Source organism: Pseudomonas sp. C 49-2, from assembly GCF_003970195.1.
Taxonomy (GTDB): Bacteria; Pseudomonadota; Gammaproteobacteria; order Pseudomonadales; family Pseudomonadaceae; genus Aquipseudomonas; species Aquipseudomonas canadensis.
This window is the reverse complement of record NZ_RXYG01000019.1, coordinates 54,032-74,918: the sequence shown is the minus strand read 5'-3', so window position 1 is coordinate 74,918 and position 20,887 is coordinate 54,032. Positions and strand designations below refer to the sequence as shown.

Below are 20,887 nucleotides of genomic sequence, written 5' to 3'. Positions count from 1 at the left end.
TTATCGAGTGAATTGGCGCGGCAGATAGGAGTTTCTCACATCTTTATATATGGCGGGTTCGCCGCGCGGAGCGATATTGACTCGGATCATTTGACCATGGATTTTTTCGATTACTGGAGTGGTTATTCCATTGTATCTACGTCTCGTAACTACATCGGTTAGTTGTTCAAGAGCTGCCGGAGTCAATGTTGGATGGTTTTGCAAAAGATCGAGTCTTACCTGGTCTCGTACGGTGCTCACAGATGTCGAGCCGTACGTCATTGTGACGGGCCCTTCAAAAGCCTTGACCGGTTTGTTTATTTCTCTTTGAAAGAGACGCCCAAATGCTCTGCTTCTGCCTTCAGCAGAGTGGCAAACCAGAAGGCGTACGTTATCGACAGTGGTAAAGTCCACACCCCTTCCTCTCAGCAGCGTCGCTAACCCAGGCGCATCATAAAGCTGCTCGCCCACAAATACTTTCGTACCGTCACCTGTGATCCGCTGAACCAAATTTCGTTCCGCACCGTGTGCGACGATATTGAGGCGGTTCGTGCCTTTATAGGTATCCACGAAGGTATGAATTTCATCGCCAATCAGGTTCATATTCCTCATTGGTCCCCCCATCTGAATAACATTGTCGCGGCCCAGCCCTATGTCCAGTGCGCGCTGCTGAGGTGTCATGGCAGATCTGCTTGTACCGGGCAGTGCCGACTCCTGTGGCTTGAAGCTCTCCAAGGGCTTTCCATATGCTTTGTGGGTCTTTGGATCTACCGGATGCCACTTGCGGATTGTTCCATCGAATCTTGCCGGTGTGGAGAACTCTGTAAGGCCTCTTTTGTAGGTGCCTTGCGCGATATCAGTTTTTAGGGCGAGGTTGGAGAGGTCATCATATTGTCCGGTTTTTATTGGCGACAACTTATTGAAGTTAGCGTTGAACCGGTTGGAAGGATGAACCGGTGCTTGTTTAAACAGGCGCCGCCCGAAAGACTTGCCGCTTTGTTTCAACGCGCTACTCAGTGGCCTGGCTGCTGTGCCAGCAACCTTGCCAAGACCCGCTGTGGTCACGTACATGACACCATCGAATATGATGTCGGACGCCAACGCGAGCCAATTGCCGTTGATCACATTTCTGATAGGGTTCACGACAACCATCGAGGCCAACAGCGTCTCTCTGTTCGTCTCGAACTCTTCATCTTCTTCGTCAAATCGCGTTGTGTAGCCGCTAGCCTTCACCAATTGTTCAACACCGACAGCACCGAGGGTATGCTTGGAGAGCAATTCGCCAAGAAACTGACTGCGTGCACTGTTATACGATGCCGGGGCACTGGCGTCTGCTGGCGGCGTGATGGCTTGTAACTTATTGCTGTCGGCCTGCGGGACACTGAATGGTGTGATGGCTGTATTGGAGGATTTTTCTCCAGCCGGATGAGGTGAGGTCTCGTTGATCCATGGCCCTTGAGGGCCTGGAACGAATTCGCTGCCCAGATCATCGCGGGCTTTCAGATAGTTTTGTTGTGGGCAAAACTCATAGAATTTTACCATGCCCTCATGCGTTGACTTGATGATCAACGCACGCTTGCCCGGATCTTGACTCGGCGTTGATTCGTCAAGATTGAGCGTGGGGCCCCTGCCGGCAACTCGATGTCTTATGACGGTGCCTTCAATGAAAATCTCGAGTTTTCCATATTCCAGGTGCTTTCTATCGCTAATCGGTTGTTGCGCAATGAGATGCTTGCTGAGGCTGACTAGCCCGCTTTCCCTGCGTCGCTGATAGTCGGCGACAGCAAGGCGGTGTACGGACTTGATATCCGGGAGGTGGTGAAGTAATCCGGCCGTTCTTCCCGCAAGCGCCTGTTCTCTCAATGAATACCATGTGTTCTCCTCCTGCGGGCCTGGCGCTCGGCCGGAGATATAAAGGTCCAATAGAGAATAAGGGCCCGTGTTGGTATGTAATATATCGTTGTTGGTGGCGTTATTCGTCCGTGCCTGGGGCGTTGTGAGAACGGCCAGTTCAAAGGGCACATTTTTATAGCGCTTCCCCAGTTCTTCCTGTGCCATGTTTTTGAGCAGTGGAGCCTTCGCGGTGATATCCCCGGAGACTGTTTGCAGCGCGCTCATGACCTCGGAGAACGTTTTCTGCGCTGTGTCCAACTGCTCGGTGGAATAGCGCCCTGTGGGCGATGGCGAGAGGGCGCCATGCACTAACGCCCAATCGATGACCATGTTTAACTTGGTCGCATTTAATAGCGCTTGGTCTTCTGTGGAAACCGGATCGATTGCCGCGTATTTGACTATTTCAGCAAAGCTCATGAGTGAGCTGCTGCCAGGGCTCTTTGCTTCTATGAAGGCCACTGTAGCTTTCAGGGTGGCCCACGTCGGTGAACCGTAAGTCACGTCGGCGGGGATGTCCTTGACCAGCAGTTCCGGCGCCGCACTTGAAAGCAGCATATACGCCGCCACGGGGGCCATCCTGGCAGTGCAACGGCCACTCTCGGCTAAATGGGTGGTCAACCCTTGCTTGATTTGACTCAGCGGCTGCCCATAGAAGCGTGGGGCCGCCAGGTCGAAACCGGCAAATTCATTTCTTTTCGACACATCGTAGGCCGTGGGCGCATCCAGCCCCAACAGGATCGCCGCGAGGGTCATGTCAGAGCCGTCGGTATCGCCAGCGACGCCCATTTTCTGTTGCAGGGTAGCTTCCAGCGTCCGGGCTTTTGGCGAGCGAAGAATGTCATTTACGATTTCTCGCGGTGAGTTCAGCTCGGCGTCTGTCCAATGTCGATTTTTCGTCAGGTAGGTAAAAGCCCCTCCTTCATTGTTCGCGGCGTGCGTAGGCCCCAGGTCCGGTAGCTTGAGGTTGTTAAAGCGTATGTGGCTGTAGAGCTGTTTTTTTTCATCCAGCGTCAGTGCCGCCGCCCAGCTTAAGGCTCCGGTGAGATTGCCATGGGGGATGGAAGGCAAGGGCCCCCGTTGGATGGAATTGATCAAGTTGCTGATGTCGTCTTTTGTCTGCGGAACGCTCCACCCCTTGTCGGTGATGAACCGTTTGAGGCTGACGCTGGCCTCCGGTGCCAACTCCTCATCGTGAAAGTACCAGGAAGTGGGGTCCACCTTTAACTTGAACGCGTCACTTTCGAGCATTTGCGCAATCAAGGTTTTTTCGCGTTGCGCAGCCTGTTCTGGTGTGCGTGGCGAATCAATGAAAGAGGGGGGGATGTCGGTCGCGTTGGCTGGGGTGGGGGGGGGCGTGATCGCCGTGGACAACAGTTTGCACAGGAGGGTGTTGTTACAAATATCGCCCCACTCCCTCTTCTGCTGTTCCAACGCGATCTCCGAGCGCATTTCAAATTGCGTTGGTGAGAGCGCCGTATCGGGTAGAGGAAAGGTTTCTGCTTGTTTGACTTGATTCGCTCGTTCTGTGAGCGCTTCATGGCTATGGGGCACCTCCTCGCCATAGAAGGCCGCAATGTCTTTGAGTTCAGCGGGGCGCTGAGCATGCGTAATGAGGCTGGTCCGACCGGGCGAAGGGACATAGACTGAGATGTTGCCCGCCGCTAACGTTTTGGCCGCCTGCATGATCAATGTCCACGAGGCAGGCAACGATTGGCCGTCGCTGAAGTGTGCCCCCAACGCGAGGATGCCGGCGCGCGCGCCTGCACCCGCTTCATCGGATGCCGAGGGCTTGGCGTAGGCGTGTATCCAACCGGGCCTGGAGTCGCTCGGAGGGAAAATGCGAAGGGGTCTGGACAGATCAACGCGATTGTCTTGGGCCCACTGCTTGAAATCCTCACCCGCCACTAGGGTGTCGAGGTGGTTTCGCCATTGCCCGAACGTAGAGTCGACAGGAACAGGGTCAATGGACTCGCTTCCAGTAATCGGTAAGGGAAATTCTTGGGCCGAACTGGTTAGCGCGGCGGCGTAAGTTCCCGCCAATTCTGCGTCGGCTTTGTACCGTGGCGTACTTTTTATGAGTTCCATCAAGTCAGCTGTTTGTGGGGCTGGCTGAGGGGAAGAGGGTTGCTGTGCATCCGGCGTGGGGGGCTGGTGCGTGGCGCTCGGAATGGTAGCGGATTGAGTAGATTGAACCATCAGTTAACTCCAGAAGGGTGATTATAGCGACTGCGTGTTTTCCCACTCGCAGCACTGACAATTCGTCGCGAGTGCCAGGCCTCAGGTTCCCCTCTGAACAGTTAGTTGATATTTCTGCCATCATGGATTGAGCGTTGATGCCGACTTCCCATCAAAAGCTGTATTCCAGCACACCCATCACCGACGTCTGCAACCGCCGCTCAACGAGCGGGCTCTTGCCGGCTTCGTCCGCCAAGTACTGCACATCCAGCAAGGTCGAGAACTGGGTGTGCTCGCTGATCGGCAGGCTCCACACCAGGTTCATGCCATTACTGATATTGCCCGCACCCGCCTTGTAGGCTTTGAAGCGGCTGCGGGCGGCTTGGCCGGTGGTTACGCCGTACCAGGTCTGCAAGTAGTCACGGTCACCGAAATGGCTGCTGAGGCTGGCGTCGACGGAGCCGAAACGACCTTCATACAGGTTGGTGCCCAGACTCAATTCCAAGTGGGTGAATGCCTTGCCGCTGTCCTTGTGATCATCTTCCTTGAGGGCATGTTCCAGCGTGGCGCCCATGATCACGCCGCCCAGGTTGTAGCTGGCACTCACACCCAGCTGCGGGCGTGACTTGATCTCGCCCATGCCCTTGAGGCGCTTGGAGCCGAGGTGCATGGACTCGCTTTTGTCCTTGCGCGAAGCGCTGGCACCGACGTAGGCACTGAAACTCAAGGCATTGCCTTCGTAGCCCCAGCCGAGGCCCTTGTCGGTGTCGAGGAAAATCCCCCAAGGGCTGACGATGGCACCGCCGAACACTGGGGCGGTCATGCGTTCATCGCTGCCGCTGTAGCGCGGAAGATTGGCCACACCGGCCTTGAGGCTGTAGGTCCAGTCCTCCGCCAGTACGCTGTTGGCGCCCGCAAGCAAACACAGGGAGGTAATGGACAGGCAGAAATTTTTGGGGCTCATCAGGGTTTTCATGTCGATTAGAAACTCAAGGGTGGATGGGTACGTTTGAAGGAGTAGCCCGAAGCGCTCAGGCCATTGATCTGTCGGCTCACGGTGTCGCCCAGGCCATAGCCGTTACCGGCCAGTACGGCGTGGGCGTTGTCGACGGGCAGCAGGATGTAGTCGGTCAGCGGTTCGTCGTGCAGTTGGCCGCGAATCACCAGAAAGCCTTCTTCGAGGCGCACGCTGATGCCGCTCAATGGCGCGTCGGGCTCAAAGGTGTTGAGTACTTGGTAGGTGCCGACGGTGTCGGCCCAGGCCAAGGGCAGCGGCGGCGGGTCGATGCGTTCGCCAATGGCGATGCGCTGGCCGTGGCTGCGCGCGGTGAGCATCTGCCGGCCTTGCACGGTGATGACGTCGAGTTGTACCTGGCCCAGCTCACCGAGGTCCTTGAGCCAGAAACCGAAGACTTTCTTCTGGGCGCGCAGCCAGCCGTGATCGTCGCGCAACAGTTCGAAGTTGAAACCGGCCAGTTCGCCACGCAGCCGCTGGTCATCATCTTTGATCCGGAACACGCCCCAGGCGGTGGCGTAGAACCCTGCCAGGCGCTTGCGGTCGATGGCGGCCGGCACCTGGCGTAGCTTGAGTCCGTGGCGGGGTGCCTGGCAGTCTTCGCTGCAGACTTGCTCGCCGGTTTGCGCCTGGAGCATCAGACGCAGGGTGTCGGTTGCCAGTGTGGCAACCAGATCTTCGGCATTGCTGTCGTTGGCCATGATGATCACGGCCAGTTGATGGTCCGGCAGCAGGGTCAGCTGTGCGGCGAAATCATCGCCACCACCACTGTGCTGGTAGGTGCGCACCCCAGGGCCGATCGGCTCGTCACCGCAGGGTGCCAGAAACCACGCCAGGCCGATCTGGCAATCGAAGTCCAGGGCGTTGCCGGTATTTTGCTGGGTGAACATTTCATCGATGGAGCGGCTGGTCATTACCCGGTTGCCCTTGTAGAGGCCTTCGGCAAACAGCATCTGCACGTAATGGCTGAGGTCCCTGGGGCTGGCCCACAAACCGCCGGCGGCGATGTCGCGCAGTTGCGCATCGGTGCTGGCAACGCCTTCCTGATAGCCCTGGGCGCGATAGCCGATTTGCGCAGCCGTCCCGACAAAACTCGCGTGGTCCATCTCCAGCGGTTTGAGCAGGCTGTGTTGCAACTGGGCTTCAAACTCCTTGCCGCTGCTGCGCTCGATGGCAGCGCCCACCAGCGCATAACCCAGGTTGGAATAGGCCACTTGCGTACCGGGCGGTGTGCTCAACCAGACGCCGGACAGGCGCATTGGCATCTGCCCCATGGCGTAGTTGTTGCGCAGGTCACGCAGGTGTTCACTGGGCAAGCCGGACTGATGGCTGAGCAGGCGACGCAAGGTGATGTCGCGGTCGGCGGCCTGCTGGTCGGTATGGAAGCGCGAGCGCACATAGAACTCGCGCAGGGTCTGCTGGATCGGTGCATCCAGCGCCAGTCGCTGCTGTTCAACCAGTTGCAGGGCCGCGCTGGCGGTGAGCAGTTTGGAGATCGCACCGGCCCGGAAGGCGGTGTTCGGCGTCACTGGCAGGCCCTTGGCTTTGTCGGCCATGCCGAACCCGCGAGTCCAGATCAGCTCCTGGCCGTTGACCAGTGCAATCGACAAGCCGGGCACATTGGTCTGGGCCATGTCGCGGGGAATCCGGGTTTGCAGGTAGCGGATGATCGCGCTGTAGTCGCCCTTGGGAATCGGCGGCGGGGCAGGTGACTGCCCCTGGCAGCCAATGCTGCCCAACAGGCAACCGAGCAACGGAAGACCGCGCAATGTGCGAAGCATGACGAGCACCCGACAGGTGGTTTGGATGCTCGAATGCTAGGGCTGCGGCGCCCGAGGGTCTTTGACAGCTTTGTCGAGAAACTGTCAAAGACTGTTAACGGGCCACGCCGTGACGCTCATGCCATTGAGCGATCGACTCTTCGGGGTACTCATCGAACTGCAGGTCGCCCTTGCGTAGCGTGACCTCTACCCAGGGCGCCTTGGACCCCAGCATCAAGTGCGTATGCTCCGGTGGCACCGGCAATGGCGTATCGATGGCCGAGGCAAACGGATGGATCAGCTCCGGCCATTCCGGGCTGAACAACCACAACGCGCTGCCGCATTGCGAGCAGAAATGCCGCTCGGCCGTACTCGCATGGGCGCGGCTGGCGCCTTCGGGCTTGAGCTTGGCGTGGTAGACCGAAATGAATTTGCGCCCGCGCACCTTCAGGCTCTGGGTGTCGCCGGCCAGGTTGATCGCATAGCCGCCACCGCCCTGGGTCTTGCGGCAGATCGAGCAATAGCAACGCTGATAAGGGTAGGGATGGGCACTGGCAAGGCTGAACGTGACGGCGCCGCAATGGCAGGATCCTTCAAGCTGCATGGGCTGACTCCTTTGGCAAGGTGACTGTTCAGCTTAGGCGCTTTGCGGCATCAACGTGGCAATCAGCGCTCGAATGGTGCCGGGCAACGCCTCCAGCTCACGCACCAGGATGCTGCGCTCGCGGATCGCCCAGGGCTCATCCAGTTTTACGGCGACCAATTGCATGGTGCGGCTGTGTCGCACCGCGGCCGACTCCGGAATGATGCCGATCCCCACACCGGCCTCGACCATCCGGCAGATCGCCTCGAAACTCGACACCTGGATACGCAGCGACAAATGTTTGCCCAGCCGCTCGACGTGTTCGCGCAGGAAGCTCAACAAAGTACTGCCTTCATGCAGGCCGATATGCTGGTAGGCGAGGGTCTGTTCCAGCGTGACTGAGGGTTGGTCCGCCAGTGGATGGCCGACCGGCACCATCAACACCAGCTCATCGGTGCTGAAATGCAGCACCTGCAAGCCTGCCGCTTCCACGGGGCCGGCGATGATACCCATGTCGCTGGTGCCGTCCAGCACGCCGCGCACGATGTCGCGGGACAGGCGTTCCTGCAGGTCGACGGTCACGCCGGGGCGTTGTGACAGAAAACCTGCCAGCACTTCGGGTAAAAATTCGGTGACGGCCGTGGTGTTGGCAAAGATGCGGATATGCCCGGCGGAATCCACGCCGTATTGGGTGAATTCGCTCTTGAGGTAGTCCACCTGGCGCATGATCAGCCGCGCATGGTGCAGCAAGCGTTCGCCCGCCGGGGTGATTTCGACGCCACGGCTGTCGCGGTAGAGCAGGCGGGTGTCGAGCTGGCCTTCCAGGGCTTTGATCCTTGCGGTGGCGGCAGCCGGCGAGAGGAACGCACGCTTGGCGCCCTGGGTCAGGCTGGGGGATTCGGCGATATGGATAAACAGGCGCAGGTCGGCCAGATCGAAGTGCATGCAAGGCTCCCGGTACAGGATGGCGGCGTTCAGCATAACCGAACGCCGGTTTATTGAAATGCAAATTCTCAGAACGGCGATAGGCTTGCATGATCCGGGGCAGACACTCACTGCCCGAGGACCTGCACCCGATGAGCGCCACCGATTGGATCGGCCGAAGCGAAACCGCCCACGACCACCTCAGCCATAACCTGCTCAAGCGTATTGCCGCTACGTTCGGTGAAGAAGCGCCTGAGGACGGCGCGGACATCCCGCCGTTGTGGCAGTGGTGTTTCTTCCAGGACCCGTTGCCGGAAACTGCGTTGGGCAGCGACGGCCACCCGGCCCGTGGCGGGTTCCTGCCGCCGGCCGACAACCGTAATCGCATGTGGGCCGGTGGGCGCATCGAGTTCCTGCAGGCACTGCGGGCCGGTGAGGCGGCGACGCGCGTGTCGACCATCACCCAGGTCGAAGAAAAAACCGGTCGCACCGGTTCGCTGCTGTTTGTCACCGTGCGCCACGACTATTCCCAGGACGGCCGCCTGGCGATCCGCGAGGAACAGGACATCGTCTACCGCGAACCCACGCCGCCCAAATCCGGCAGCGGTGACGCGCTGGAGCAGGGCGAATGGTCTGAAACCGTCGATCCCACGCCCACCCTGTTGTTTCGCTACAGCGCAGTGACCTTTAACGGTCACCGCATTCACTACGACTACCCCTATGTCACCGGCACCGAAGGTTACTCAGGCCTGGTGGTGCATGGGCCGCTCATCGCCACCCTGAGCCTGCGCGCGTTCTGTCGCGCCAATCCTGGCGCAACCTTGCGCCGTTTTGCCTATCGCGGCGTGCGCCCGTTGATTGCGCCGCAGCCGTTTGAAGTGGGTGGCCGCGTGACCGAAACCGGCGTGGCCCAGCTATGGGCCGGCAACGTCGATGGCCTGGCGCAGCAAGCCAGCGTGCATTTCGAATAATCCAAGAACAACAGGCGGAGAGCCTTTAATGAACCCGAATGACAATGAAGAACTCAATGCCATCCGCGAAGGCGTGCGCGCCTTGTGCGCTGAATTCGATGCCCCTTACTGGCGCAGGATTGACGAGGAAAAGGGTTTCCCCGAAGCCTTCGTCAAGGCGCTGACCGACGCTGGCTGGCTGTCGGCGATGATCCCCGAAGAATACGGCGGCTCCGGACTAGGCCTGGCTGAAGCCTCAGTGATCCTTGAAGAAGTGAACCGCTGCGGCGGCAACTCCGGCACCGTGCACGGCCAGATGTACAACATGTTCACCTTGCTGCGGCACGGCAGCGACGCACAGAAACGCTTCTACCTGCCCAAGCTCGCCAGCGGCGAATTGCGCCTGCAATCCATGGGCGTGACCGAGCCCACCACCGGAACCGACACCACCAAGATCAAGACCACGGCGATCAAGCGTGGCGACAAGTATGTGATCAACGGCCAGAAGGTATGGATCTCGCGGGTCCAGCATTCCGACCTGATGATCCTGCTGGCGCGCACCACGCCATTGGCCGAGGTGAAGAAAAAGTCCGAGGGCATGTCGATTTTTCTGGTGGATCTGCGCGAAGCCATCGGCAACGGTCTGACCGTGCAGCCCATCGCCAATATGGTCAACCACGAAACCAACGAGCTGTTCTTCGACAACCTGGAGTTGCCGCTGGACAGCCTCATTGGTGAAGAGGGCAAGGGCTTTAAGTACATCCTCGACGGCCTCAACGCCGAGCGCACGCTGATCGCCGCCGAATGCATCGGTGATGGCCGCTGGTTTATCGAAAAGGCCAGCGCCTATGCCCGTGATCGCGTGGTGTTTGGCCGGCCCATCGGGCAGAACCAGGGCGTGCAGTTCCCGATTGCCGAAGCGCATATCGAGATCGAGGCGGCCGACTTAATGCGTTGGCGCGCCTGTGAGGAATACGACAGCGGCGCCAATGCCGGGGCCAGTGCCAACATGGCCAAGTACCTGGCGGCCAAGGCGTCCTGGGAGGCGGCCAACGCCTGCCTGCAAACCCATGGCGGTTTCGGGTTTGCCTGCGAATACGACGTGGAGCGCAAATTCCGCGAGACGCGCCTGTACCAGGTGGCGCCGATCTCCACCAACTTGATCCTGTCCTACGTGGCCGAGCATTTGCTCGAACTGCCACGCAGCTTCTGAGGGCCTGACCATGAGCCATACCCAAGCGTTGTGTCGGTTCCTGGCCGAACTGGATTACACGCAACTGCCGGAAGAGGTCCTGGCGCGCGCCGAAGATTTGTACCTGGACTGGTTGGCCTCGGCGCTGGCGAGCCAGGGCGCGCACCCGATTCCGTTGTTCGAGCGTTACGCGCAGAAAATGGGCCCGAGCAGCGGCCCGGCGCAGGTGATCGTCAATGGCGGCAGCACCAGCGCGTATTTCGCCGCGCTGGTCAACGCGGCTTCATCCCATCTGGTAGAGCAGGACGACCTGCACAACAGCTCCGTCCTGCACCCGGCGACCGTGGTGTTTCCGGCCGCGCTGGCGGCCGCCCAGGACCTCGGCAAGTCCGGTCGCGATTTGCTGCTGGCCTCGGTGGCCGGTTATGAAGCGGGTATCCGCATCGGCGAATTCATGGGCCGTTCCCACTACCGCATCTTCCACACCACGGCCACCGTCGGCACGTTGGCGGCGGCGGTAGCCGTAGGCAAGTTGCTGGATTTCAACGAAGAGCAATTCATCAACCTGCTCGGCAGCGCGGGCACCCAGGCGGCCGGCTTGTGGGAGTTCCTGCGTGATGCCGCCGATTCCAAGCAACTGCACACGGCGAAAGCCGCAGCGGACGGTTTGCTCGCCGCTTACCTGACGGCGGATGGGCTGACCGGCGCGCGCAATATTCTTGAAGGCGATCAAGGTTTGGCTGCCGGTATGTCCAGTGATGCCGAGCCGGCCAGATTGTCTGCCGATCTCGGCAGTCGCTGGGCGTTGCTGGAAACCTCGTTCAAGTTCCACGCCTCATGCCGCCATACCCATCCGGCCGCCGATGCGCTGTTGGATTTGATGCAGCGCGAAGGCCTGCAGGCCGAACAGATCGCCCACGTGAAAACCCGGGTGCACCAGGGCGCCATCGATGTACTGGGCCGCGTGAAAGTACCGACCAGTGTGCACCAGGCCAAGTTCTCCATGGGCACCGTGTTGGGCCTGATCGCCGTGCATGGCAAGGCCGGGCTCACCGAGTTCCATGAGCTGGCGTTGACTGATCCCGCCGTCTCGGCTTTGCGCGACAAGGTCAGCATGACCCTCGACGCCGAAGTCGACCGCGCTTACCCGCAGCGCTGGCTCGGTCGCGTTACCGTCACCACGCTGGATGGCCGCACGCTGCACGGCGCCATCGACGAGCCCAAGGGCGATCCGGGTAACACCCTGAGCCGTGCGGAGCTGGCCGATAAACTCCAGCGCCTCAGCCAATTCAGCAACGCCCGCACACCGGCCCAGGCCAATGCCCTGATCGACAAGGTCTGGGACCTGCGCAACGCCGCATCCATGGCCGACTGGCTTTGAGGAACTGTCATGACTAACCCAAGACCGCTGGACGGCATCACCGTTGTCAGCCTGGAACACGCGATTGCCGCGCCGTTCTGCACCCGTCAACTGGCCGACCTGGGCGCTCGCGTGATCAAGGTCGAGCGCCCCGGTGCCGGCGATTTTGCCCGTGGCTACGACGAGCGCGTGCGCGGCCTGGCTTCACACTTCGTGTGGACCAACCGCTCCAAGGAAAGCCTGACCCTGGACCTCAAGCAGGACGAGGCCGGCGATATTCTCGACGCCCTGCTGGCTGATGCCGATGTACTGGTGCAGAACCTGGCGCCCGGCGCCGCTGCGCGCATGGGCCTGTCGTTCGAGGCATTGCATGCGCGCTTCCCGCGCCTGATCGTCTGCGATATTTCGGGCTATGGCGAAGGTGGGCCGTATGAAAAGAAAAAGGCCTACGACCTGCTGATCCAGAGCGAAGGTGGCTTTCTATCGGTGACCGGTGGCCCCGGTGAAGACCAGATGGCCAAGGCCGGTTGCTCCATCGCCGATATCTCGGCGGGCATGTACGCCTACAGCGGCATCCTCTCGGCGCTGCTGCTGCGCGGCAAGACGGGAAAGGGCAGCCGCATCGACGTGAGCATGCTGGAAAGCCTGGTGGAATGGATGGGCTACCCGATGTACTACGCGTTCGCCGGTGCGCCGCAGCCACCGCGCGCCGGTGCGGCGCATTCGACGATCTATCCCTATGGACCGTTTCCCACCGGCGACGGCGGCACCGTGATGCTCGGCCTGCAAAACGAGCGCGAATGGGCGGCGTTCTGCGACAAGGTGTTGCTCACGCCGGCATTGGCGACCGACGAGCGTTTCTCCGCCAACTTCAAGCGCTCGGCCAATCGCGACGTGCTGCGCCAGATCATCGTCGAGAGCTTCGCGCAGTTGGATGCGGAGGCGGTGATCCTGCGCCTGGAAGACGCGCAGATCGCCAGCGCCCGGGTCAACGATATGCAAGGCGTGTGGGACCATCCGCAGCTCAAGGCGCGGGACAGTTGGCGCGAAGTCGATAGCCCGGCGGGGCCGTTGCCGTCGCTGCTGCCGCCGGCACGCAATGGCGCGTTCACCCCGCGCATGGACGCTGTTCCAGGTTTGGGGCAGCACAGCCAAGGCATTCTTGAAAGGCTCGGTTACGCCGCAGACGCCATCGACGGCCTGCGCACGCGCGGTGTTATCTAACAATAAGGAATTCAACAAATGCCTAAGCCCTTGGTTCGTTCGGCGTTGTTTGTACCCGGTAGCCGACCGGAGCGATTTTCCAAAGCCTTGGCCAGCGGTGCCGACGCGGTGATCGTGGATTTCGAGGATGCGGTGGAAGAGCCGCTCAAGCGCCAGGCACGGGATAACCTTGGGGCGTTTTTGACGGCCAACCCCGCCGCCCAGGTGTGGGTGCGGATCAACGCGCCGGAACATGCCGAGCATTTTGAGGATGTGGCGTTCTGCAAGGCGCATCCGAATGTGGCGGGCGTCCTGTTGCCGAAGGTCGAAAGCGCAGCCCAGGTCGCCGTGGTGGCGGCCACCGGCAAACTCATCTGGCCGATTATCGAGAGTGCGCGGGGTTTGTTGGCGGTGGCCGAAATCGCCCATGCACCGCAGGTGGAGCGCCTGTCATTCGGCGGGTTGGACCTGGCGCTGGACTTGAACCTGAGCAGCAATTCTGCGGTCGCCCAGTTCGCCCTGGACCAGGCGCGCCTGGCGCTGATCGTGCATTCCCGTGCCGCCGGCCTGGTCGCACCGCTGGATGGCGTGCACCCGGCCATCGATGACCCTGAAGGTCTGCGCCGCTCGATCCGGCATGCCTATGAGATGGGGTTTGCCGGGGCGCTGTGTATCCACCCCAAGCAGGTGGCGGTGATTCACCAAGCCCTGGCGCCAAGCGCCGAAGACCTGGCCTGGGCCCAGCGCGTGGTGGATGCCGGCGCCCATGGGGCAGGGGCCTATCAGATCGATGGGCAGATGGTGGATGCGCCGGTGTTGCTGCGCGCGCAACGGCTGTTGGCGGCTCAGATCTAGCGTTCGTCCAGACCGAACGCAGGTATCAAAAAATCGAAATTCACTACACGCGTGACATCAGGCACCTTGCCCTACAACACAACAATAAGAAGGTGATTTCCCATGCTCAAGCTTTCCCGGGCGCTGCTGTGCGCCGCCACCTTGTTTGCCGCGGGCCTGGCCCAGGCGGCAGACCCGATTGTCATCAAGTTCGCCCACGTGGTCGCCGAAAACACCCCCAAGGGCCAGGGCGCGCTGCTGTTCAAGAAGCTCGCGGAAGAACGCCTGCCCGGTAAGGTCAAGGTCGAGGTGTACCCGAACTCGTCGCTGTTCGGCGACGGCAAGGAAATGGAAGCGCTGCTGCTGGGCGACGTGCAGATGCTGGCACCGTCCCTGGCCAAGTTCGAGCAGTACACCAAGCAAGTGCAGATCTACGACCTGCCGTTCCTGTTCAACGACCTGGCCGCCGTCGACCGTTTCCAGGCCGCCCAGGGCAAGGAACTGCTGACCTCCATGCAGGACAAGAACATCCTCGGCCTGGCCTATTGGCACAACGGTCTCAAGCAACTCTCGTCGAACAAGGCGCTGCATGAGCCCAAGGACGCCCGTGGCCTGAAATTCCGTGTGCAGGCTTCAAGCGTGTTGGAAGAGCAGTTCAAGGCGATCCGCGCCAACCCGCGCAAGATGAGTTTTGCCGAGGTGTATCAGGGCCTGCAGACCGGCACCGTGAATGGCACCGAGAACACTTGGTCGAACTATGAAAGCCAGAAGGTCAACGAGGTGCAGAAATACTTCACCGAGTCCAACCATGGCCTGATCGACTACATGGTGATCACCAACGCCAAGTTCTGGAACGGCCTGCCACCGGACATCCGCAGCGCGCTGGAGCAGATCATGGTCGAGGTTACCGTCGAGGTGAACAAGCAGGCCGAAGCGCTGAACCAGTCAGCCAAGCAGAAGATCGTCGATTCCAAGACCAGCGAAATCATCGAACTGACCCCGGAGCAACGCCAGCTGTGGCGCGAAGCCATGCGCCCGGTGTGGCAGAAGTTCGAGGGTGAGATCGGGGCTGACCTGATCAAGGCCGCCGACGCGTCCAACCAGTGATCGATTGCTGAAACAAACCCGACTCCTGTGGGAGCGGGCTTGCCCGCGATGGCACCGCCTCGGTGTTCCTGAAAGACCGAGTCGCCCGCATCGCAGGCAAGCCAGCTCCCACATTGATCCGGTTTCGTCAGTGACTTGTTGTGAATACCCCCGTCTAGTTTCGCGAGGTTTTGCCATGCAAACGCTAAGGCGCGTCTGGGAGCACCTGGAGGAAGGTTTTATCGCCTTCCTGCTGGCCGCCATGACCCTGGTGACATTCGTCTACGTCATGCTCAACAACATCTACACGCTGTTTTTTGCCCTGGCTGACAAGTGGGCCTTCAGCAGCAACTTCTTCAATGCCCTGGGTGATCACACCATGACCTGGGCCCAGGACATGACCTGGAGCGTTGCGCTGACCAAGGCCATGTTCGGCTGGCTGATCTTCTTCGGTATTTCCTATGGCGTGCGCACTGCCGGCCACCTTGGCGTGGATGCACTGGTGAAGTTGACCAAGCGCCCGGTGCAACGCGTGCTCGGCATGCTCGCCTGCCTGTGCTGCCTGGCCTACGCCGGGCTGTTCATGGTCGCCAGCTACAAGTGGGTGAGTGCCGTGATGGGCGCGCATATCGGCGCCGAGGACCTCGATCAGTACGGTATCGATGTGGGCGATATCGTGATCATCGTGCCCATCGGTTTTGCCATGGTGTTCATCCGCTACCTGGAGATTTTCTACCGCATCTTTACCCACCGTCAGGTCGGGTTGGGGCTGGCCGACGAGGCTGGTGAGGCCAGTAAATTGGCCGGCAGCCATGAGGAGCGTCACTGATGGCCGTGCTCTGTCTATTCCTGTTGTTGTTCGTGTTCATGTTCCTCGGCGTGCCGATCGCGATTTCCCTGGGCCTGTCCGGCGCCGTGTCGATCCTGATGTTCAGCCAGGACTCGGTGAGCTCCCTGGCGATCAAGCTGTTTGAGACCTCCGACGCCTATACCTTCCTGGCGATTCCGTTCTTCCTGCTCTCCGGTGCGTTCATGACTACCGGCGGCGTGGCGCAACGCCTGATCGACTTTGCCAACGCTTGTGTTGGCCACATCCGTGGTGGCCTGGCGATTGCGGCGGTGCTGGCGTGCATGTTGTTTGCCGCGCTGTCCGGTTCGTCTCCGGCAACGGTGGCGGCGGTGGGCTCGATTGCCGTGGCCGGCATGGTGCGTTCCGGTTACCCGAAGGAGTTTGGCGCCGGGATCATCTGTAACGCCGGCACCTTGGGCATTCTGATACCGCCGTCGATTGTGATGGTGGTGTATTCGGCGGCCACTGAAACCTCGGTCGGCAAGCTGTTCATGGCCGGCGTGATTCCAGGGTTGTTGCTGGGCCTGATGCTGATGATCGCGATCTACATTGTGGCGCGCATCAAGAAGCTGCCGGCCCAACCACGTGCGACCTTGCGCGAGTGGCTGACCTGCGCGCGCCGTGCGTTTTGGGGCCTGTTGCTGTTGGTGATCATCCTCGGCGGCATCTACAGCGGCATGTTCACCCCGACCGAAGCCGCAGCGGTGGCGGCGGTGTACTCGGCGTTTGTCGCGCTGTTCGTCTACAAAGATATGAAGCTGCGCGATTGCCCCAAGGTGCTGCTGGAATCCGGGCGCCTGGCGATCATGCTGATGTTCATCATCGCTAACGCCATGCTCTTTGCCCATGTGCTGACCACCGAACAGATTCCCCAGGAAATCACTGCGTGGGTGCTGTCTGAAGGTCTGACGCCGATTGGCTTTTTGATCATGGTTAACGTGGTGTTGCTGATTGCCGGCAGTTTCATGGAGCCGTCAGCCATCGTGCTGATCCTGGCGCCAATCTTCTTCCCGATTGCCATGAAGCTGGGCATTGACCCGATTCACCTGGGCATCGTGATGGTGGTGAACATGGAGATTGGCCTGGTTCATCCGCCGGTGGGGTTGAACCTGTTTGTGACCTCGGCGGTGACCGGGCTGACCCTGGGGCAGACCATCCGGGCGGCGTTGCCGTGGCTGATGATCTTGTTGGTGTTCCTGATCATGGTCACGTACTTGCCATTCATTTCCCTTGCACTGCCGCACTGGCTCGGTATGTAGATCCCAATTACCCTGTAATACCCTGTGGGAGCCGGGCTTGCCCGCGATGGCGTTGTGTCAGTTGCCAAATTTACCGGCTGACACTCCCTCATCGCGGGCAAGCCCGGCTCCCACATTGATTGTGTTGGGTCTTTTAATGGTCCAGCGCACTCAAGATCGCATGGGCCACTTTCACTCGCTCCCCGTTCGGGTAGTTCTTGTTGGCCAGGATCACTACCCCCATCCCCTTGCTCGGCACATACGCCACATACGCACCGAACCCATTGGTCGAGCCGGTTTTGTTCACCAGCGTGTCGGCCTGCGGCGCTTGTGGCGGGGTCAGCCAGTTCACCGGATGCGGTTCCACCGCCATTTTTGTCGAGTTGCCCTCCACCAGGGCGTCCAGCTTGATCGGGTAAGGGTACATCTCCCAGCCCAGCCCCTGGGTCATGCCCTCGACAGTGTAGTAGCCGGTGTGTGTGGTGGTGATGGCTTGTTGCAGCACTGGGTCCAGTGTCGCCGGGCGCATATTGACCTCTACGTAATGCACCAGGTCCGAAGCGCTGGTCTTGATGCCATAGGCCTCGCTGTCCATCGCGCCGGGGCCGACTCGCACGGGTTTTCCGTCCTTGCCATAGCCCTGGGCGTACAGGTTCATCTGGCTCTTGGGAACAGTGACGAAGGTGTGTTTGAGCCCCAGTTTCGGGATCAGGGTTTTCTCCATCAGTTGATCAAACGGCTGCTTCAGGCTCTGCGCCGCCAGGTAGCCGAACAGGCCCAGGCTCGGGTTGGAATACAGGCGTTGGGTACCCGGGGCGAAGTCGGGTTTCCACTGCTGGAAGTAGCTGATCATGTGCTGGGTGTTGTCCGCCGCGCGGGGAAATTGCAGCGGCAGGCCACCGGCGGTGTAGGTGCCCAGGTTGAGTAGGCTGATGTGGTCGAACTTGCCGCCGCGCAACGCTGGCAGGTACTGGCTGGCCGGGTCGGTGAGGGTCAGTTTGCCGCTCGCCACGGCATAGCCGGCGAGGGTGGCGGTGAAGGTCTTGCTGACCGAGCCGATTTCAAACAGGGTGTTCTCACTGACAGGCTGTTTGGCGTCTTTACTGGCAACGCCGTAGTTAAAGTATTGCGCCTTGCCGTCCTTGACGACACCGATAACCAGACCTGGAATAGACTGTTGCTGCATCAGCGGCTTGACGCTGGCGTCCACTACGGCGCGCAGGTCGTCGGCGGCCAGGCAGTGGCCGGTGGCGAGAAATAACGCCAGGGCGCCCAAGTTACGCACTCCGGACAGGGAGAGTTGAGGCATGATATCGCTTCCATGAGAGTGATCGATTGAATGAAGAGCCTGCGCGGGCGTGGCCAATGTAGGCAGTTCGCGGGCGTTGGGCAAACGATGATATCTCGCACCTGCCATTAGATTAATTGGGGTCAAGCATGCTGCGCTCCCATCTTCCCCTCAATGCCCTGCGTGCCTTTGAAGCCTCGGCCCGGCATTTGAGTTTTACCCGCGCCGCCATCGAGTTATGCGTGACCCAGGCGGCGGTCAGCCATCAAGTCAAAAGCCTGGAAACGCAGTTGAACGTGACCTTGTTCAAGCGCCTGCCCCGTGGCCTGATGCTCACCAGCGAAGGCGAAACCCTGTTGCCGGTGGTGCGCGACTCGTTTGACCGCATCGCCCAGACCTTGAGCCAATTCGAAGGCGGGCATTACCGTGAAGTGCTCACAGTGGGCGCGGTCGGCACCTTTGCTGTGGGCTGGTTGCTGCCACGGCTGCCCGAGTTTCAGGCGCGTTACCCGTTTATCGACCTGCGCCTGTCCACCCACAACAACCGTGTCGACGTGGCGGCCGAAGGCCTGGATTATGCGATCCGCTTCGGCGCGGGTGCCTGGCACGGCACCGACGCCTGTGAGCTACTGGCAGCGCCTCTCACCGTACTCTGCGTGCCGCCATTGGCCGAGCAACTGCACGCACCGGAAGACTTGCTCAAACACACCTTGCTGCGCTCCTATCGCACCGATGAATGGAACCTGTGGTTTCAGGCCGCCGGTCTACCCGCTGATACTTTAGTGCCGCGCAGCATCGTGTTCGATTCTTCGTTGGCGATGATGGAAGCCGCCTTGCAAGGGATCGGAGTGGCACTGGCGCCGGCGATGATGTTTTCGCGGCAACTGGAGAGCGACGTGATCCGCCAGCCCTTCGACGTCGGCATTAGCACGGGCAGCTATTGGTTGACGCGTTTGCAGTCGCGCGCTGAAACGCCAGCGATGCTGGCGTTTAAAAGGTGGATGTGTGAAAGCGTAAACGCTTAAACCAGGTACTTGTTGAACCAACCCAACGTTCTTTCCCACGCCAGATTCGCCGCCGCCTCGTCATAGCGTGGCGTCGAATCATTATGGAATCCGTGGTTGGCGCCCTTGTAGATATACGCCTCATACGTGGTGCCGGCGGCCTTGAGCGCCTGCTCATACGCCGGCCAACCCTCGTTGATCCGCGTATCCAGCTCACCGAAATGCAACATGATCGGCGCCTTGATCCGGGGCACGTCCTTGGCTTGCGGCTGGCGCCCATAAAACGACACGGCCGCGCCCAGTTCCGGGTAGGCCACCGCTGCCGCGTTGGTCACGCCGCCGCCATAACAGAAGCCGGTAATTCCGACCTTGCCCGTGCTGCTGTCGTGGTGCATCAGCCATTCGATGGCGGCGAAGAAGTCGTTCATCAGCTTGGTCGGGTCGACGGTCTGTTGCAGGGCCACGCCTTTTTCATCGTTGCCGGGGTAACCGCCCACCGAGGTCAGGCCATCCGGGGCCAGGGCGATGAAGCCGGCCTTGGCCAGGCGCCGGGCGACGTCTTCGATGTAGGGGTTGAGGCCGCGGTTTTCGTGGACTACCACCACCGCTGGCAGCTTGCCCGTGGCTTTGGCTGGGCGCACCAGATAGCCGCGCACCGTGCCGTTGCCTTTGGGCGAGGGGTAGGTGATGTAGTCGGCGACGATGTCCGGGTCGGTGAATTTCACTTGTTCGGCCAGCGCGTAGTTGGGGCTCAGGGCCGCCAGCAAGGCCGAAGCGGTGAGGCCGCCAAAGGTGAACAGCGCAGCGCGGTCGAGGAATTCGCGGCGGTTGATCTTGCCGTGGGCATAGCCGTCGTAGAGTTCCAGCAGTTCGGGGGCAAAGTCTTTCGCGGTCAGACGAGTCATCGGTGCATCCTCGATTAGCGGTGGCGGTCAATGTAGCCCAGGATCAGCCCTCGCGACCATGGGCGACGGCGGCCAATTGACCGGTGTCGACGCGCACGAAGATCGAATCGCCGATGGCGGTCAGTACGTCACCGGCGTACACCTCGCAGATCACGTGGGTCTTGCGTCCCACGTCACCGTCGACCCGCGCGCGCAGGGTGAGGGTGATGCCCATGGGCGTCGGCTTGATGAATTTGATCCCCAGGTTGCCGGTGACGCAGTCGATGCGCGGCAGACTGCCGGGTTCGCGCCCTTCGGCGCGGTAGTGGTAGGCCATGGCGGTCCAGTTGGAGTGGCAGTCCACCAGCATGGCGATCAGGCCGCCGTAGACCAGGTCGGGCCAGCCGCTGTAGTGGGCTTCGGGCAGGTGCTCGGCGACGAGGTGGATGCCGTCCGCGTCCCAGCGGCTCTTGATATGCAGGCCATGGGGGTTGCTGCCGCCGCAGCCGTAGCAGATGCCTTCCGGCGCGGTAATGTCCTGGAGTGAAGGGGCGTGCATGCAGAGTCCTTATATGTGCGTGTGCGACTACTCTGTTTAGCAGGACAGGCGCCGGATGGGAATAAATCCCTGGTGTGGCGTGTTAGCTCAGTACCTGTGTCCTTACCTCT

General features: G+C 60.6%; 17 protein-coding genes. 9 read left to right on the top strand and 8 right to left on the bottom strand.

The features are described from left to right. The 5 genes from EJ576_RS26785 to EJ576_RS26765 all read right to left on the bottom strand — a co-directional run bounded on the left by EJ576_RS26785 (position 1) and on the right by EJ576_RS26765 (position 8,350). Entirely contained in the window at positions 1-3,957 is a 3,957-nt protein-coding gene (locus tag EJ576_RS26785) for a hypothetical protein (RefSeq protein WP_126571526.1), read from the bottom strand. A 262-nt stretch (positions 3,958-4,219) separates the two neighbouring features. Continuing rightward, positions 4,220-5,011 (bottom strand): MipA/OmpV family protein, encoded by a 792-nt coding sequence (locus EJ576_RS26780; protein WP_126571525.1) that lies wholly within the window; start codon positions 5,009-5,011, stop codon positions 4,220-4,222. Positions 5,012-5,028: 17 nt separating this feature from the next. After that, positions 5,029-6,843, bottom strand: coding sequence for a serine hydrolase (locus EJ576_RS26775; protein ID WP_126571524.1), 1,815 nt, complete (start codon positions 6,841-6,843; stop codon positions 5,029-5,031). Positions 6,844-6,937: 94 nt separating this feature from the next. After that, a complete protein-coding gene (locus EJ576_RS26770; protein ID WP_123477768.1) occupies positions 6,938-7,426 on the bottom strand; it encodes a GFA family protein in 489 nt (162 codons plus the stop codon). A 33-nt stretch (positions 7,427-7,459) separates the two neighbouring features. Beyond that, on the bottom strand, positions 7,460-8,350 hold the full coding sequence (locus EJ576_RS26765; RefSeq protein ID WP_126571523.1) for a LysR family transcriptional regulator: 891 nt from the start codon (positions 8,348-8,350) through the stop codon (positions 7,460-7,462). Positions 8,351-8,481: 131 nt separating this feature from the next. Here EJ576_RS26765 and EJ576_RS26760 point away from each other — a divergent pair, with 131 nt between their 5' ends. From EJ576_RS26760 to dctM, 8 genes are all read left to right on the top strand, one after another. After that, positions 8,482-9,300 carry a MaoC family dehydratase N-terminal domain-containing protein gene (locus tag EJ576_RS26760; protein ID WP_126571522.1) on the top strand — a complete coding sequence of 273 codons (819 nt, stop codon included), beginning with the start codon at positions 8,482-8,484 and terminating at the stop codon, positions 9,298-9,300. Between the two features lie 28 nt (positions 9,301-9,328). After that, a complete protein-coding gene (locus tag EJ576_RS26755) occupies positions 9,329-10,492 on the top strand; it encodes an acyl-CoA dehydrogenase family protein (protein ID WP_126571521.1) in 1,164 nt (387 codons plus the stop codon). 10 nt (positions 10,493-10,502) lie between these two features. Next, a complete protein-coding gene (locus EJ576_RS26750) occupies positions 10,503-11,852 on the top strand; it encodes an MmgE/PrpD family protein (protein WP_126571520.1) in 1,350 nt (449 codons plus the stop codon). A 9-nt stretch (positions 11,853-11,861) separates the two neighbouring features. Further along, a complete protein-coding gene (locus EJ576_RS26745; RefSeq protein ID WP_126571519.1) occupies positions 11,862-13,055 on the top strand; it encodes a CaiB/BaiF CoA-transferase family protein in 1,194 nt (397 codons plus the stop codon). Positions 13,056-13,073: 18 nt separating this feature from the next. Continuing rightward, positions 13,074-13,889: a CoA ester lyase gene (locus tag EJ576_RS26740; RefSeq protein ID WP_126571518.1), complete on the top strand. Its 816-nt coding sequence runs from the start codon at positions 13,074-13,076 to the stop codon at positions 13,887-13,889. A gap of 102 nt (positions 13,890-13,991) precedes the next feature. After that, positions 13,992-14,975 carry a TRAP transporter substrate-binding protein gene (locus tag EJ576_RS26735; RefSeq protein WP_126571517.1) on the top strand — a complete coding sequence of 328 codons (984 nt, stop codon included), beginning with the start codon at positions 13,992-13,994 and terminating at the stop codon, positions 14,973-14,975. A gap of 175 nt (positions 14,976-15,150) precedes the next feature. Then, positions 15,151-15,783 carry a TRAP transporter small permease gene (locus tag EJ576_RS26725; protein WP_068932808.1) on the top strand — a complete coding sequence of 211 codons (633 nt, stop codon included), beginning with the start codon at positions 15,151-15,153 and terminating at the stop codon, positions 15,781-15,783. Next, the gene (gene dctM / locus EJ576_RS26720; RefSeq protein ID WP_068932811.1) at positions 15,783-17,063 is read left to right on the top strand and encodes a C4-dicarboxylate TRAP transporter large permease protein DctM; all 1,281 of its coding nucleotides are present in this window, start codon (positions 15,783-15,785) and stop codon (positions 17,061-17,063) included. Before EJ576_RS26725 ends, dctM begins: the two co-directional genes overlap by 1 nt. A gap of 133 nt (positions 17,064-17,196) precedes the next feature. On the opposite strand, the gene ampC is transcribed toward dctM, so the two are convergent. Continuing rightward, a complete protein-coding gene (gene ampC, locus EJ576_RS26715) occupies positions 17,197-18,351 on the bottom strand; it encodes a class C beta-lactamase (protein ID WP_126571516.1) in 1,155 nt (384 codons plus the stop codon). Between the two features lie 128 nt (positions 18,352-18,479). On the opposite strand from ampC, the gene EJ576_RS26710 reads away from it, so the two are divergent. Beyond that, the gene (locus EJ576_RS26710; protein WP_028616368.1) at positions 18,480-19,355 is read left to right on the top strand and encodes a LysR family transcriptional regulator; all 876 of its coding nucleotides are present in this window, start codon (positions 18,480-18,482) and stop codon (positions 19,353-19,355) included. Here the strand turns inward: EJ576_RS26710 and yghX are convergent. Together yghX and EJ576_RS26700 are read right to left on the bottom strand one after the other, a co-directional pair. Next, positions 19,352-20,239: a YghX family hydrolase gene (gene yghX / locus EJ576_RS26705; RefSeq protein WP_068932815.1), complete on the bottom strand. Its 888-nt coding sequence runs from the start codon at positions 20,237-20,239 to the stop codon at positions 19,352-19,354. The two genes, EJ576_RS26710 and yghX, sit on opposite strands and share 4 nt — an antisense overlap. Positions 20,240-20,282: 43 nt before the next feature. Continuing rightward, on the bottom strand, positions 20,283-20,777 hold the full coding sequence (locus tag EJ576_RS26700) for a PaaI family thioesterase (protein ID WP_126571515.1): 495 nt from the start codon (positions 20,775-20,777) through the stop codon (positions 20,283-20,285). Positions 20,778-20,887 lie beyond the last annotated feature (110 nt).

Coding starts and splice junctions, on each gene's coding strand:
- EJ576_RS26785 (WP_126571526.1), bottom strand. CDS start 3,957: ATGGAACTCATAAAAAGTACGCCACGGTACAAAGCCGACGCAGAATTG.
- EJ576_RS26780 (WP_126571525.1), bottom strand. CDS start 5,011: ATGAGCCCCAAAAATTTCTGCCTGTCCATTACCTCCCTGTGTTTGCTT.
- EJ576_RS26775 (WP_126571524.1), bottom strand. CDS start 6,843: ATGCTTCGCACATTGCGCGGTCTTCCGTTGCTCGGTTGCCTGTTGGGC.
- EJ576_RS26770 (WP_123477768.1), bottom strand. CDS start 7,426: ATGCAGCTTGAAGGATCCTGCCATTGCGGCGCCGTCACGTTCAGCCTT.
- EJ576_RS26765 (WP_126571523.1), bottom strand. CDS start 8,350: ATGCACTTCGATCTGGCCGACCTGCGCCTGTTTATCCATATCGCCGAA.
- EJ576_RS26760 (WP_126571522.1), top strand. CDS start 8,482: ATGAGCGCCACCGATTGGATCGGCCGAAGCGAAACCGCCCACGACCAC.
- EJ576_RS26755 (WP_126571521.1), top strand. CDS start 9,329: ATGAACCCGAATGACAATGAAGAACTCAATGCCATCCGCGAAGGCGTG.
- EJ576_RS26750 (WP_126571520.1), top strand. CDS start 10,503: ATGAGCCATACCCAAGCGTTGTGTCGGTTCCTGGCCGAACTGGATTAC.
- EJ576_RS26745 (WP_126571519.1), top strand. CDS start 11,862: ATGACTAACCCAAGACCGCTGGACGGCATCACCGTTGTCAGCCTGGAA.
- EJ576_RS26740 (WP_126571518.1), top strand. CDS start 13,074: ATGCCTAAGCCCTTGGTTCGTTCGGCGTTGTTTGTACCCGGTAGCCGA.
- EJ576_RS26735 (WP_126571517.1), top strand. CDS start 13,992: ATGCTCAAGCTTTCCCGGGCGCTGCTGTGCGCCGCCACCTTGTTTGCC.
- EJ576_RS26725 (WP_068932808.1), top strand. CDS start 15,151: ATGCAAACGCTAAGGCGCGTCTGGGAGCACCTGGAGGAAGGTTTTATC.
- dctM (WP_068932811.1), top strand. CDS start 15,783: ATGGCCGTGCTCTGTCTATTCCTGTTGTTGTTCGTGTTCATGTTCCTC.
- ampC (WP_126571516.1), bottom strand. CDS start 18,351: ATGCCTCAACTCTCCCTGTCCGGAGTGCGTAACTTGGGCGCCCTGGCG.
- EJ576_RS26710 (WP_028616368.1), top strand. CDS start 18,480: ATGCTGCGCTCCCATCTTCCCCTCAATGCCCTGCGTGCCTTTGAAGCC.
- yghX (WP_068932815.1), bottom strand. CDS start 20,239: ATGACTCGTCTGACCGCGAAAGACTTTGCCCCCGAACTGCTGGAACTC.
- EJ576_RS26700 (WP_126571515.1), bottom strand. CDS start 20,777: ATGCACGCCCCTTCACTCCAGGACATTACCGCGCCGGAAGGCATCTGC.